General features: G+C 34.1%; 12 protein-coding genes, 1 rRNA gene and 1 pseudogene. All 14 read right to left on the reverse strand.

The genetic code is table 11. From position 1 onward, the window contains the following. A 5S ribosomal RNA gene (gene rrf, locus HMPREF2706_RS01695) occupies positions 1 to 89 on the reverse strand; the annotation flags it as partial. Positions 90 to 586: 497 nt separating this feature from the next. Then, positions 587 to 2,074 (reverse strand): lysine--tRNA ligase, encoded by a 1,488-nt coding sequence (gene lysS / locus HMPREF2706_RS01700; protein ID WP_002436798.1) that lies wholly within the window; start codon positions 2,072 to 2,074, stop codon positions 587 to 589. A gap of 282 nt (positions 2,075 to 2,356) precedes the next feature. Then, complete coding sequence (folK, locus tag HMPREF2706_RS01705; protein ID WP_002436837.1) at positions 2,357 to 2,836, reverse strand: 2-amino-4-hydroxy-6-hydroxymethyldihydropteridine diphosphokinase; 480 nt, start codon at positions 2,834 to 2,836, stop codon at positions 2,357 to 2,359. Next, positions 2,837 to 3,202, reverse strand: a complete 366-nt coding sequence (gene folB, locus HMPREF2706_RS01710) for a dihydroneopterin aldolase (protein WP_002436772.1) — start codon at positions 3,200 to 3,202, stop codon at positions 2,837 to 2,839. Beyond that, entirely contained in the window at positions 3,180 to 3,983 is an 804-nt protein-coding gene (gene folP, locus HMPREF2706_RS01715; protein WP_023350803.1) for a dihydropteroate synthase, read from the reverse strand. Before folP ends, folB begins: the two co-directional genes overlap by 23 nt. 307 nt (positions 3,984 to 4,290) lie before the next feature. Continuing rightward, positions 4,291 to 5,223: a cysteine synthase A gene (cysK, locus tag HMPREF2706_RS01720; RefSeq protein WP_002436801.1), complete on the reverse strand. Its 933-nt coding sequence runs from the start codon at positions 5,221 to 5,223 to the stop codon at positions 4,291 to 4,293. A 320-nt stretch (positions 5,224 to 5,543) separates the two neighbouring features. Beyond that, on the reverse strand, positions 5,544 to 6,425 hold the full coding sequence (gene hslO, locus HMPREF2706_RS01725) for an Hsp33 family molecular chaperone HslO (RefSeq protein ID WP_002436823.1): 882 nt from the start codon (positions 6,423 to 6,425) through the stop codon (positions 5,544 to 5,546). A 298-nt stretch (positions 6,426 to 6,723) separates the two neighbouring features. Then, entirely contained in the window at positions 6,724 to 8,859 is a 2,136-nt protein-coding gene (gene ftsH, locus HMPREF2706_RS01730) for an ATP-dependent zinc metalloprotease FtsH (RefSeq protein ID WP_002436841.1), read from the reverse strand. A 284-nt stretch (positions 8,860 to 9,143) separates the two neighbouring features. After that, the gene (hpt, locus tag HMPREF2706_RS01735) at positions 9,144 to 9,683 is read right to left on the reverse strand and encodes a hypoxanthine phosphoribosyltransferase (RefSeq protein ID WP_002436810.1); all 540 of its coding nucleotides are present in this window, start codon (positions 9,681 to 9,683) and stop codon (positions 9,144 to 9,146) included. A gap of 15 nt (positions 9,684 to 9,698) precedes the next feature. Continuing rightward, complete coding sequence (tilS, locus tag HMPREF2706_RS01740; RefSeq protein ID WP_070862160.1) at positions 9,699 to 10,985, reverse strand: tRNA lysidine(34) synthetase TilS; 1,287 nt, start codon at positions 10,983 to 10,985, stop codon at positions 9,699 to 9,701. Between the two features lie 202 nt (positions 10,986 to 11,187). Beyond that, complete coding sequence (locus tag HMPREF2706_RS01745) at positions 11,188 to 11,592, reverse strand: S1 domain-containing RNA-binding protein (protein ID WP_002436830.1); 405 nt, start codon at positions 11,590 to 11,592, stop codon at positions 11,188 to 11,190. 96 nt (positions 11,593 to 11,688) lie between these two features. After that, entirely contained in the window at positions 11,689 to 12,090 is a 402-nt protein-coding gene (divIC, locus tag HMPREF2706_RS01750; RefSeq protein ID WP_002436818.1) for a cell division protein DivIC, read from the reverse strand. Between the two features lie 23 nt (positions 12,091 to 12,113). Then, positions 12,114 to 12,377 (reverse strand): RNA-binding S4 domain-containing protein, encoded by a 264-nt coding sequence (locus HMPREF2706_RS01755; protein ID WP_002436795.1) that lies wholly within the window; start codon positions 12,375 to 12,377, stop codon positions 12,114 to 12,116. Continuing rightward, positions 12,374 to 12,607, reverse strand: a pseudogene (locus HMPREF2706_RS01760) (nucleotide pyrophosphohydrolase); the annotation flags it as partial. The pseudogene HMPREF2706_RS01760 and the gene HMPREF2706_RS01755, both read right to left, overlap by 4 nt.

Raw genomic sequence — 12,607 nt, forward strand, 5'->3', positions numbered from 1 at the left:
ACGTAAGCCCGACTACCATCGGCGCTAAGGAGCTTAACTTCTGTGTTCGGCATGGGAACAGGTGTGACCTCCTTGCCATTGTCACCAGACAAAATTAACTTACTTTATATATGATACACACTTGTAAATGACTTTGCAACGGTCAATTTTACACTTTGTTAAAATTTCGTTTACAATTTCATAACATGCGTCCTCGTTTTTGACGACTTTTATATGTTACTTCATTTAAATAAACAAGTCAACACTTTTATAGAACTTTTTTCAATCGTTTTTAATCTATATTTCTTAAATGCACCTAACTTATTTCACTCGTAATATTCTACCATAAGCTAAAGGCTAAATCTATGATAATATTTGCATTTTTAAAATCCATTTGTATATTTTATTGTGAAAAATCACCACTTTCCCCTAAAAAATGATAATTATATTTCTTAGTAATGGAAATTTTTTATATAGCACGCCTTACACACATTATAGATTTATCAAATTGATAGACTTTTCACCCTCAATAATAAAGCATTTTAAATACAAAAAAAGCATCAACCACCATATAGATGATTGATGCAACTAGCACTAGACTAGAAAATTATTTCTGTCTCATATAAGGGAATAATAGTACATCTCTGATAGAAGGTGAATCTGTTAGTAACATTACCAAACGATCGATACCGATACCTAATCCACCTGTAGGAGGCATACCATATTCTAACGCCTCAATATAATCTTCATCCATCTCATGCGCTTCATCGTTACCTTGTTCTTTCTCGACAAGTTGTGCTTCGAAACGTTCACGTTGATCGATTGGGTCATTTAATTCAGTGAAAGCATTCGCATGTTCTCTTCCCACTATAAATAGTTCAAATCGATCAGTAAACCTAGGATCTTCTGGATTCTTTTTAGCTAATGGAGAGATTTCAATTGGATGGCCATAAATGAATGTAGGTTGAATTAACGTTTCCTCAACTTTTTGTTCAAAGAATTCATTTAAAATATGACCATATTTCATATTTTCAGTAATCTCAATACCATGTTCTTTAGCTAAGCTTACTGCTTCCTCATCAGTTTTAACATCATAGAAATTCACGCCAGTGGCTTCTTTAACTGCATCAACAATGTGAAGTCTTCTCCAAGAAGACTCTAAATCTATTTCTTCATCATTATAAGAAACTTTAGCTGAACCAAAGACCTCTTGAGCAATATGTCTAACCATGCTCTCAGTTAAATCCATAATATCATGATAATCAGCGTAGGCTTCATATAATTCTATCATTGTGAATTCTGGATTATGACGTGTAGATACGCCTTCATTACGGAATACACGGCCAATTTCGTATACTTTTTCAAGACCACCGACGATTAAGCGTTTTAGGTGTAATTCAATAGCTATACGCATATATAACGTAGCATCTAATGCGTTATGGTGGGTAACAAATGGACGTGCAGCCGCACCTCCAGCAATTTGATGCATCATAGGTGTTTCTACTTCTAAGAAACCTTGTTTATTTAAATAATTACGCATTTCTTGAATAATTTTACTGCGATTTATAAATGTACGTGTACTATCTTCGTTTGTTATTAAATCTAAATAACGTTGACGATATCTTTGTTCAATATCTTGTAGTCCATGGAACTTATCTGGTAAAGGACGTAATGATTTAGATAATAATGTAAATGACTTAGCCTTAACTGAGATTTCACCAGTATTAGTTTTAAACATAACACCTTCGATTCCAACAATGTCACCTAAGTCAGCAATTTTCCAAATATCAAATTGTTCTTCTCCAACTTGGTCTTTTCTTACGTAAATTTGAATTTGACCTTCTAAATCTTGGATATGTGCAAATCCTGCTTTACCTTTACCGCGTTTTGTCATTAAACGACCTGCAATTGCAACGTGACTTTCGTCCTCTTTTTCATGTAATTCTTCTTTTGAAAATTGATCCCATTGCTCTTTTAACTCGTTAGAAGTAGCACTACGATCAAAACGATGACCGAACGGATCTATTCCTAAATCTATTAATTCTTGTAGTTTTTGACGACGGACCTGCATTTGGTCATTCATTTCTTCTGACATAACTTTCTCTCCTTTAAGCTTATTGTTTAAATTATGGATTGTTCCATGCGTTCTTGATAGAAATTTTGTTAGTCATATAAAATACTTATTCGGTTTTAGATTCATCTAAAGCTATATGAACTTTATCTTTAAAACCAATAAGATATCATCAATCTTGGTTTATCATTTCCACAACGCCAATCTTCTCACTTTTTAATTCTACAAGACGTTGTAAATGTAATAAAGCAATTTATGCTTTTATTTCAACTTCTCTAAAAATTAAATATTTGTTTTTATTGCTACTCACTTATTATACTTTTTAACAGTATCGTCTGCGGTTACTAAATTGCCAATAGTTAGATGGGTACGAGGTTCTATTTGATTCGAAGCAATATCATTTAAAGGAATAAGCACAAACGAACGTTCATTCATCCTCGGATGTGGTACCGATAAATTATCTTCTTCGATAATTTGATCTTCATATAATAATATATCTACATCTAAAGTTCTTGGCCCCCAACGTTTAACTCTTACTCGATGGAGTTGTTGTTCTGTTTTTAAGCAACATGATAGTAAAGATTGAGGATCTAATGTTGTATCTATTTCAACACATAAATTTAAAAAGTTCGGTTGATTAGTGTATCCCACTGGTTCAGTTTCATAAATATCAGAGATTTGAGTCACTTTAATATTATCAAAACGATTTAAAATCCTTATAGCTTCTTTAAGTTGCGTTTCACGTTCTCCAATATTACTCCCTAAACCTAAAAACGCTTTAACCATTTAGCAATTCTCCCTCACTATTTCAATTCCTACACCATCATAATGTCCGGGAATGGGTGGACTTTCTTTAGTGATTTTAACTTTCGTTTCCATTACACGATTATAGTGTGAATTTATACGTTTTGCAATGCGTTCAGCTAGATGTTCAATCAATCTAGATGGCTTACCTTCAACAATTGATTTAACTTCTTCAAACACTTCGCCATAATTTACAGTATCTGCAACATCATCTGATTGACCAGCATCTTTTAAGTCGACCTTCAACGTAACATCTACTATAAATATTTGACCAATTTCATTTTCTGATGGTAACACCCCATGATATCCATAAAAACGCATACCGTTAAGAAAGATTATGTCGTTCATGTTCATTCTCCTTTAAAAAATCCATACTATGAGCTAACCGCGCATTCAACTGAACGTTATGAACTCGAACAGCTTTAACACCTTTCATTATACCATAGGCAGTTGTTGCTCCTGTGGCCTCATCTCTCTCTAATGGCGTTGTATCTGTTCCAATCATTTCTTTAATAAACCTTTTACGGCTTGTTGCCAATAAAATGGGATATTCAGTTGCTACCAGTTCATCTAAACGAGCCATCACTTCATTTTCTTCATCGCGTGTTTTAGCAAAACCAATTCCTGGATCCAACCAAATTTTTTCTTGTGGGATACCTGCCATTTCAGCTTTATTAGCTTGAGCAAGAAGTGACGTAAGCATTTCATCTACGACGGGGTCTTCTCTTCGACCGTCCCCATTATGCATTAAAACGATTTCAGCACCATATTCAGCTACAACTTTAAAAATTTTGGGATCATACAAACCTGCCCATTGATCATTAATCATTGTAGCACCTAGTTTGAGACATGCTTCAGCAACCTCGCTTCGAAATGTATCAATTGAAAGTTGTATATCATATTGTACTAGTGCTTTAACAACTGGAATAACTCTTTCCATTTCTTCTTCCAAAGATACTTCTTCATAACCAGGTCGTGTCGACACGCCACCAATATCAATGATATCAACACCCTCATCAATCATTTCTTTTACTCGTTTAGTAGCTTTGTCTACTGAATTAAATTTACCTCCATCTGAGAAAGAATCAGGCGTGACGTTAAGTATGCCCATAATTTTTGTTTTAGTCATGTGTTTCACCTTTTCTATATTGAAATTCTTTTCAAAGTTATGTATAAAAACTTATTATTCTTGAAAATTCAAATCAAACTACTTACACAATTTACTATTAATCATATCATTCATTATCATACATTTTGAGCACATTTTTTATTTAGAAAAATAAAACAGTGTTATAGAACAACAAAATTAACAATATAAAAAACGAAGATGTGGATCAAAGGAGACTTAAAAGCCAAAGTTTTGTACATCTCGACTTTAAAGTACCTTTACCAACATCTTCGTTTGCAAAGTTTACTATATATTCAAATATTAAATCTTAGTCATCAAATGAGTATAAAGGCGTAGATAGGTAACGCTCACCATTACTTGGTAAGACTGTTACAACTGTTTTACCTTTACCTAGTTCTTTTGCTTTTTGGATTGCTGCGTATATTGCAGCTCCTGAAGAAATACCTGCTAAGATACCTTCTTCTTTAGCAACACGACGTGCCATATCCATCGCAGTATCATTTCCAACTTTAATAATGCTATCGTAAATATCTGTATTTAATGTGTCAGGTACGAAACCAGCACCTAAACCTTGTAATTTATGTGGACCTGGTTCTCCACCACTTAATACTGGTGAAGCTTCTGGTTCAATCGCAACGATTTCAACATTAGGGTATTCTTTTCTTAAGACTTTACCAACACCAGATAAAGTACCACCAGTACCTACACCTGCTAAGAATGCATCAATTTGTTTACCTTCGAATTGATCTACAAGTTCAGGACCAGTTGTAAGTTCATGAATTTCAGGGTTTGCAAGGTTTTCGAATTGTTGTGGTTCGAAATAACCGTGTTCTTCTTTAAGCTCTTTAGCTTTTTTAATAGCACCTTTCATCGCTTCAGACCCTGGTGTTAATACAAGTTCTGCACCATAAGCTTTTAATAAGTTACGACGTTCTTGGCTCATTGTTTCAGGCATTGTGAAAACAGCATTGTAACCTTTAGCTGCACATACGAAAGCTAAACCAATTCCAGTGTTACCACTTGTTGGTTCTACAATAGTATCGCCAGGTTGAATTTTGCCCTCACGTTCAGCTTTTTCAATCATTGCTAGTGCAATACGGTCTTTTACTGAACCGCCCGGGTTTTGATATTCTAATTTTACATAAATATCTGCCGCATCTTCATCAACTACGTTTCTTAATTTAACTACAGGTGTGTTACCAATAATTTGTGTAACGTTATCTACGGGTTTTTGTGCCATTAAGAACACTCCTTTTTGTTATATAAATATTAAAACTTAGTTTTCCCATCGGATATAGATATATTCTATCAGAATTTTCTAAAAAGAGAAACAAAATTGTCTTGTTCTCAATAAAAAACTATATTCAACATATACATTAGAATTTTTCCCTGAAGAAATCAAATTAAACGTTAGGAGACAGTTGCACCAAATCGTACAATACGCGCCACCTTAATATATGTTTAAAAACGACACATTCACGAACAATCTTTACAGTTTAACTATCTCCTCGCCTAATTTTATATAATTTTAATACTTAATCATACTTATTCAATACAGAATTATTTCATCGCTGTTAACAAATCTTCTAATTCACTTTCAGTATATTGATATTTATTTCCACAGAAATGACACACAGCTTCAGCTCCGTGATCCTCATCAATCATACTTTGTACTTCTGCTTCACCTAGACCTTTAATAGCGTTTAAGAATTTCTCATGACTACAGTTACATTCAAATTGTGCTGTTGTCGTATCTAAAATTTGAACGTTATCTTCTCCTAAAATCTCATTAAGAATACCTTCCGGAGTTAAACCTTGTTCGATTAATTTAGATACAGGTTCCATTTCATTAATAGCATTTTCTAATTTTGTAACAGTTTCATCTTTAGCACCAGGCATAACTTGTATAATAAATCCACCTGCAGCTTTAATTGAGTTATCAGGGTTCACTAATACACCTAAACCTACTGAAGATGGTGTTTGTTCACTTGTTGCATAGTAGTACGTAAAGTCATCTCCTAGTTCACCAGAAACAATTGGACTCGCCCCAGAGAAATAATCTTTCATACCTACATCTTTAACTACCTGGATTGAACCATTAGTACCTACTGCACGTCTAACATCTAATTTACCTTGTCCGTTTAAAGGGAAGTGCGTCTGTGGATGGTCTACATATGCACGTACATTACCTTTTGCATCGGCATCAGCTATGATTCTTCCAATTGGTCCTTGACCATCAACCGTTACAGTTAATTTTTGGTCTCCTTTTAACATTGCTCCCATCATTACCGTAGCAGTCATCGTACGTCCCATTGCTGCTGAAGCAGTTGGCCATGTATAGTGTCTTGTTTGGGCTTCTTGCACAGATTCAGTTGTAGTTGCAGCATAAGCTCTAATTTCACCGTCATAAGCCAATCCTCTTACGATATAATCATGTGTCATCAGTCATTCTCCTTTTAATTTTTTAATCTATTCTCATTCATTTTAATCATTTTAATTCGTTACTGAGTAGCTATTATACATATGTTGGTTAGTAATATGAAATGTGTTGCTCAATTTTGAAAATGCACATCAATTCAATACACATTAAATAATATGAAAAGCAGACATTCGCAACTTATTGAAATAATAAACTCATAAACTGATATTAATATATTTCTACAATAAACTACGTATCAAATTAAAAAGTCTCTTCCTACTTCTTCAAAGAACGAGTAGAAAGAGACTTCATTTAACTTAATTAATGTCTATTATCTGGATTATTTGGATCATATGGTTTATCGATGTTTGGTGACTGCTCATGACCAGTTACATCAGAATCAGAGTCTTGATCAGACTCTTGACCTTTATAATCGTGGTCTTCATTATGTTGTCGACGTCTTTCGTGCTCGATATCACGATTTTCTTTACGATCTTCTTTTTCTTTCTCGTCGCCTTCATCTAGCTGTTCTTTACGAATATCATCGTAAGATTTACCATATTTTCCGTCACTATAATCTGTGTCTTCATCTTTAACAACTTTAGCTGCATCATAATCTACTTCAGGTAATTCACCGTCATAGAACAATGCACGTATTTGTTCTGCAACTAACGTTTCTTCAGTAAGCAATGTCTTAGCGATAAGTTTAAGTTGTTCTTGATGTTCTAACAAGATTTGTTTACAACGTTCATATTGTTCTTTAACAATACGTTGGACTTCTTTATCAATTTCGTAAGCAATTTGTCCAGAATAGTTAGGCTCTCCTTGCATATCTTTACCAAGGAATACTTGGCCACCACCGCTACTAGAGAATTGTAACGGTCCAAGTTTCTTACTCATACCATATTCAGTAACCATTGATCTTGCAATTTGAGTTGCACGTTCAAAGTCATTAGAAGCACCTGTTGATACTTCACCGAAGTTAATATCTTCAGAAACACGTCCACCAAGTAAACCACAAATTTTATCAAGTAACTCTGGCTCAGTCATTAAGAAACGATCTTGTTTAGGTAACATCATCGCGTAACCACCAGCTTGTCCACGAGGGACAATAGTTACTTTGTGCACGACCTCAGCTTCATCAAGAACCATACCAATAATAGTATGTCCTGCTTCGTGATGCGCAACGATATTACGTTCTTTTTCAGAAATAACTCGAGATTTCTTAGCTGGACCGGCTATAACTCGGTCAGTTGCCTCTTCTATATCACGCATATCGATTTTATTTTTACCTTCACGTGCAGCAATTAATGAAGCCTCGTTAAGTAAGTTTTCTAAATCCGCACCTGAAAAACCTGGCGTTCTTTGTGAAATGGCTTTTAAGTCTACTGTTTCATCAAGTGGTTTATTTTTAGAGTGTACATGAAGAATGGCTTCACGGCCTTTAACATCTGGACGGCCAACTTGAATTTGTCTGTCGAAACGACCTGGACGTAATAACGCTGGGTCCAAGATATCTGGACGGTTAGTTGCAGCAATCATGATAATACCTTCATTTTCACCGAAACCATCCATTTCAACTAATAATTGGTTAAGTGTTTGTTCACGTTCGTCATGACCACCACCAACACCAGCACCACGTTGACGTCCTACTGCATCAATTTCGTCAATGAAAATAATACATGGTGCATTTTTCTTAGCATTTTCGAATAAATCACGAACACGGCTTGCACCGACACCGACAAACATCTCTACGAAGTCAGAACCACTAATAGAGAAGAATGGTGCGCCAGCTTCCCCTGCAACTGCACGTGCTAATAAAGTTTTACCGGTACCTGGAGGTCCTACAAGTAAAACACCTTTAGGAATTCGAGATCCCATTTGCTTAAATTTCTTATTATCTTTTAAGAAATCTACAATTTCGATTAATTCTTGTTTCTCTTCGTCAGCACCTGCAACATCTGAGAAACGAACGCGACGTTTGTTACTATCGTACATTTTTGCTTTGGATTTACCAAAGTTCATCATACGACCTCCGCCGCCACCACCTTGGGCTTGACTAAGGAAGAAAATAAATAATAATGCAATGATTAATACTGGAATCAGTGTTGATAAAATACTAACAAAGACACTTTGTTTTTCTTCTTCTTTAACTTTAAATTTTAGACCATCTTGTTTCTTAGCTGTATCAGTGATCTTTTGTAAGTCTTTTTCATTGTTATATAAAATTGTTGATGAATAGTCTTCATCATTTTTAGTTTTACCACTTACCATATAGACATTTTGTTCAGGTTGGATTTCTAATGATTTTAAGTCGCCTTTATCCAACTTATTAACAAATTGAGTGTATGTAAGCTGTTTTGGTGTTTTTCCGTTACCATTTAAGAACGAAAATAGACCAAATATAATAACGCCTATAATTGCGATAACTAGCACATTGCGAAAAGCTTTCTGCATGCGTCATTTCCTCCTACTTCCAATAATAAAACTAACAAAAATTGTAACACAATACTTCTTACACAGGCTAGTATTTCAACTTTCGTATTGATTGTTCAATTTTAGTCAATTTCAACTATATATTTCTTTAATTATGCTATCTAAATCATTCATTTATCGTCATGTTTATCGTTAGTTAATTTGATAAAAAAGCTTATCACATATAAATCGAGTCTTCACTACATTAACTCGTACGGATAGTTGTAACATACGCTTCATAAATAAGTCATATATTTAAATGAAATCTATTTAGAGTAAACCTCAGGTTTTAAAGTACCAATGTATGGTAGATTTCTATATAATTCCCCATAATCTAAACCATAACCTACAACAAATTCATCAGGAATTTTCTTACCAACATATTTTGCTTCAATGTCAGCTTTACGTCGATTAGGTTTATCCAATAAAGTCACAATTTCTAAAGAACTTACTTTACGAGATTGTAGCAATTCAGTAATTGATTTTAAAGTTGTTCCTGTTTCTAAAATATCTTCAATAATGAGTACATCTTTATTTTCTATAGAGGAACCTAAATCCTTTAAAATTTGAACTTCTCCTGTTGATTCTGTACCACCATGGTAGCTTGAAACATCCATAAAGTCGATTGATAAGTGTGTATCAATTCGTTTGATAAGGTCTGCCATAAACATAACTGAACCTTTAAGAATACCTACACACACTAGAGGACGGTCTTTATAGTCCTCAGTAATTTTCGCTCCTAATTCTTTACAAATGTTTTGAATGTCTTCTTCAGTTAACAAAACATTCTTTAAATCATTATGCATTATCATTCATCTCCATCATTTTTTAATCGTAATTAAATCTTTAAACTGCTCATGAACATATAATTCGCCTATTGCTACTATTTCATTTAAATAGGTTAGTACTATTGGCATTTGTTCCCGTTCAATTGCAGGAATTTTTTGATCTATGAATAAACGACTCACTTTTTTATGTCCTTTTCTCCCGTTTAATTTGAACATATCTCCATTACGTCTCGCACGAACTTTAAGAGGGTAAGACGTCTGAGGTAAGTGTTCCTTAATACATATATCATAGTCGTTAAATTGATATAGTCCTGGCCGGTCTATCATAATATTTTGCTTTATATATATATTGTCTTCTAATTTAGCCATTATTATTAATGTATCATATGCAATTTGAATTATCCATTTATCTGTAATATCGATATGAAATTGAGATTTTTCATTTTGGATTTGTTGGAACCACTCGTCATACGTTTTTTGTGAAATAGTTGAATGGGTCACTATATCCTCTAATAATTGATCCATCACAGTTGTTTTAACATTAGGATTAAGTCGGTTAAATGCTTCCCTTGAAAATGTATACCCCGCGACGCTATCATTTTTAGAAACAAAGTGAGCGACAAAGTAACGCGCATGTTCTTTTAACAATTGTAGTTCATTGTCGTGCCATTCCTTTAACTTTAACAAGTGATGGGAATCAAGAAACGGATTGTTATCAATACTTGGGATAATCCGTTGTCGTATATCATTTCTAACATATTTCGTATCTTGATTAGAACTATCTTCAAAATATGGAACCTGATACTTTTCTTGGTAATTGATGATGTCTTTTTTGTAAATGTTCAGCAAAGGACGACACACAAGGTAATCTTCATAGTTCGAGATATCAGACATTCCTAATGAGCTTCTAGTTGAACGACCACTCAGCACCCTATAAAGAATCGTTTCAAGTTGGTCATCAAGATGATGCGCTGTAAGTAATACATCTGCATTTAAATCACGAATGACTTCTCCAAACCACTGATACCGCAATCGACGCGCTTCATTTTGAATACTATTTCCTTTATCAACTATTTTAGATAAGTCGAGATGTTTAACATATAATTTAATTTGATTTTTTTGACAATACTCGTTTAAAAATATTTCTTCTTCAACTGATTGCGCTCGTAATCCATGATTAACATGTACACAGGTCAATGTTTTATAGGTATCACGGTACTGGTTTAATAAACTATGTAATAAGGTCATGCTATCAATGCCAGTTGAAACTGCGACAATGATATGTGCATCGTTGTTCCATCCTTGCGTATTTAACTTCATCGTCTCACCTCTCTTATCTAAAAAATAAAATAGGAGTAGGAGAGAATTCAAAAGTGTTATATTTGAATTCATCATCCCACCCCGTAAGAGTGCTACATGTTTAACCATCGATTATTTTCTATATCATTGCCATCGCACATTGTTCTTAATTCGACATCTCACAGAAGATGTAACATTGATGGTTGTTCAATCTATTTATATCTTAACGTCTTGAGCCTTTACCGCCACGACGAGACTCTGTTTGACGTTTAATAGAAGTTAATTTATCTTCACTGTCTTTTAAGAAGTTACTTAATTTCTTCTCAAAGTCTTCAGTTTTTTGAGCTGGTCTCCCATGATTAGATTTATTATTGTGGTGAGGTTTACGAGGACGATCTTTAGCTTTTTTAATCGATAGACTAATTTTACCGTCATCAGCAATTGATAATACTTTTACTTCAACTTCGTCACCAACTGATAAGTGGTCTTCGACATTCTCAACATAATTATCAGCCACTTCACTGATATGAACTAAACCACTTTTTCCTTCAGGTAATTCTACAAATGCACCAAATTTCTTGATACCTGTAACTTTACCTTTAAGTTTGTTTCCTACTTCGATTGACATATTCTAAATAAATCCTCCTGGTTAGATTCGATTTTATCCTTATTATATTCCTGTTCGCGTAATTTAACAATGCTATAATCAGATTATTTTATTGCTCTAATTATCGTCATCGTCGGATGATTTAGATTTAGAGGATTTATTATCACCTGGTAATCTAAAAATAACTTCGCCTTTATTACTTAAATAATAATCATCTCTAGCAACTTTTTCGATGTAATCTTTATCGTTAAGGTTGTTTAATTTTTCTTTTAATGCAATTTCCTCATCTTGTTGCTTTTGAAATTGTGCTTCTTTGTGTTTTCGTTCCACCGCATCTTGATCGTTACTATGTCTTTGAATGACAAGCAATACTAATAAAATCAGTATAATTGCCAAAAGTATACCGCCAAAAACGGTAATTCTTCTTCGAACAACACGCATCTTCATTTTTTGACGTTGCTTTTTCTTATTTTCTTGCGATGTATACTGATTACCTATATTCTCCACTTTTTTGCTCATTGCTTGTCACCTCCCTATACATCTCACGCTTCATCAATGCGTTCTTCTTTTATCAACTCATACATGCCTTTTGCATTTTCTTTTGTAGCATGTTCATTTAAACCTGTAACTTTAACAGTTACTAGTTTTTGTCCGAAGCGTATGACGAGTTCATCGTTTTCTTTAACGTCCGTCCCCGCCTTCGCTACGTTTCCGTTAACAGTAACACGACCTTGATCACTAATTTCTTTAGCTAACGTACGACGTTTAACGAGTCGTGATACCTTTAAATATTTATCTAATCTCATGATTGATTATTCTCCCCTTGTTGTAAAAAGTTTCTGAGAGCATCTTCGTCAAAGTGTTTATTTTTGGTTTCATCATACAACTTCAAGAAATGGTCTGCAAATACTTTCTCGAATTTGACGCGAGGTTTCTTTCCTTCTTTATCTTTCGCTGCTGACCAAATATCTTTTAAGTCGTCCATAGAGTCAGCTTGTGCCTCTCCAAATATATGTGGGTGTCGACGTATCATTTT

The sequence above is a fragment of the Staphylococcus sp. HMSC067F07 genome, assembly GCF_001837405.1.
GTDB classification, from domain to species: domain Bacteria; phylum Bacillota; class Bacilli; order Staphylococcales; family Staphylococcaceae; genus Staphylococcus; species Staphylococcus capitis.

What these genes read in the sequence shown, in the direction of transcription:
- tilS (WP_070862160.1), bottom strand. Translation starts at nt 10,985, where the DNA reads ATGAAGTTAAATACGCAAGGATGGAACAACGATGCACATATCATTGTC.
- divIC (WP_002436818.1), bottom strand. Translation starts at nt 12,090, where the DNA reads ATGAGCAAAAAAGTGGAGAATATAGGTAATCAGTATACATCGCAAGAA.
- cysK (WP_002436801.1), bottom strand. Translation starts at nt 5,223, where the DNA reads ATGGCACAAAAACCCGTAGATAACGTTACACAAATTATTGGTAACACA.
- folK (WP_002436837.1), bottom strand. Translation starts at nt 2,836, where the DNA reads ATGGTTAAAGCGTTTTTAGGTTTAGGGAGTAATATTGGAGAACGTGAA.
- HMPREF2706_RS01745 (WP_002436830.1), bottom strand. Translation starts at nt 11,592, where the DNA reads ATGTCAATCGAAGTAGGAAACAAACTTAAAGGTAAAGTTACAGGTATC.
- folP (WP_023350803.1), bottom strand. Translation starts at nt 3,983, where the DNA reads ATGACTAAAACAAAAATTATGGGCATACTTAACGTCACGCCTGATTCT.
- folB (WP_002436772.1), bottom strand. Translation starts at nt 3,202, where the DNA reads ATGAACGACATAATCTTTCTTAACGGTATGCGTTTTTATGGATATCAT.
- HMPREF2706_RS01755 (WP_002436795.1), bottom strand. Translation starts at nt 12,377, where the DNA reads ATGAGATTAGATAAATATTTAAAGGTATCACGACTCGTTAAACGTCGT.
- hpt (WP_002436810.1), bottom strand. Translation starts at nt 9,683, where the DNA reads ATGCATAATGATTTAAAGAATGTTTTGTTAACTGAAGAAGACATTCAA.
- hslO (WP_002436823.1), bottom strand. Translation starts at nt 6,425, where the DNA reads ATGACACATGATTATATCGTAAGAGGATTGGCTTATGACGGTGAAATT.
- lysS (WP_002436798.1), bottom strand. Translation starts at nt 2,074, where the DNA reads ATGTCAGAAGAAATGAATGACCAAATGCAGGTCCGTCGTCAAAAACTA.
- ftsH (WP_002436841.1), bottom strand. Translation starts at nt 8,859, where the DNA reads ATGCAGAAAGCTTTTCGCAATGTGCTAGTTATCGCAATTATAGGCGTT.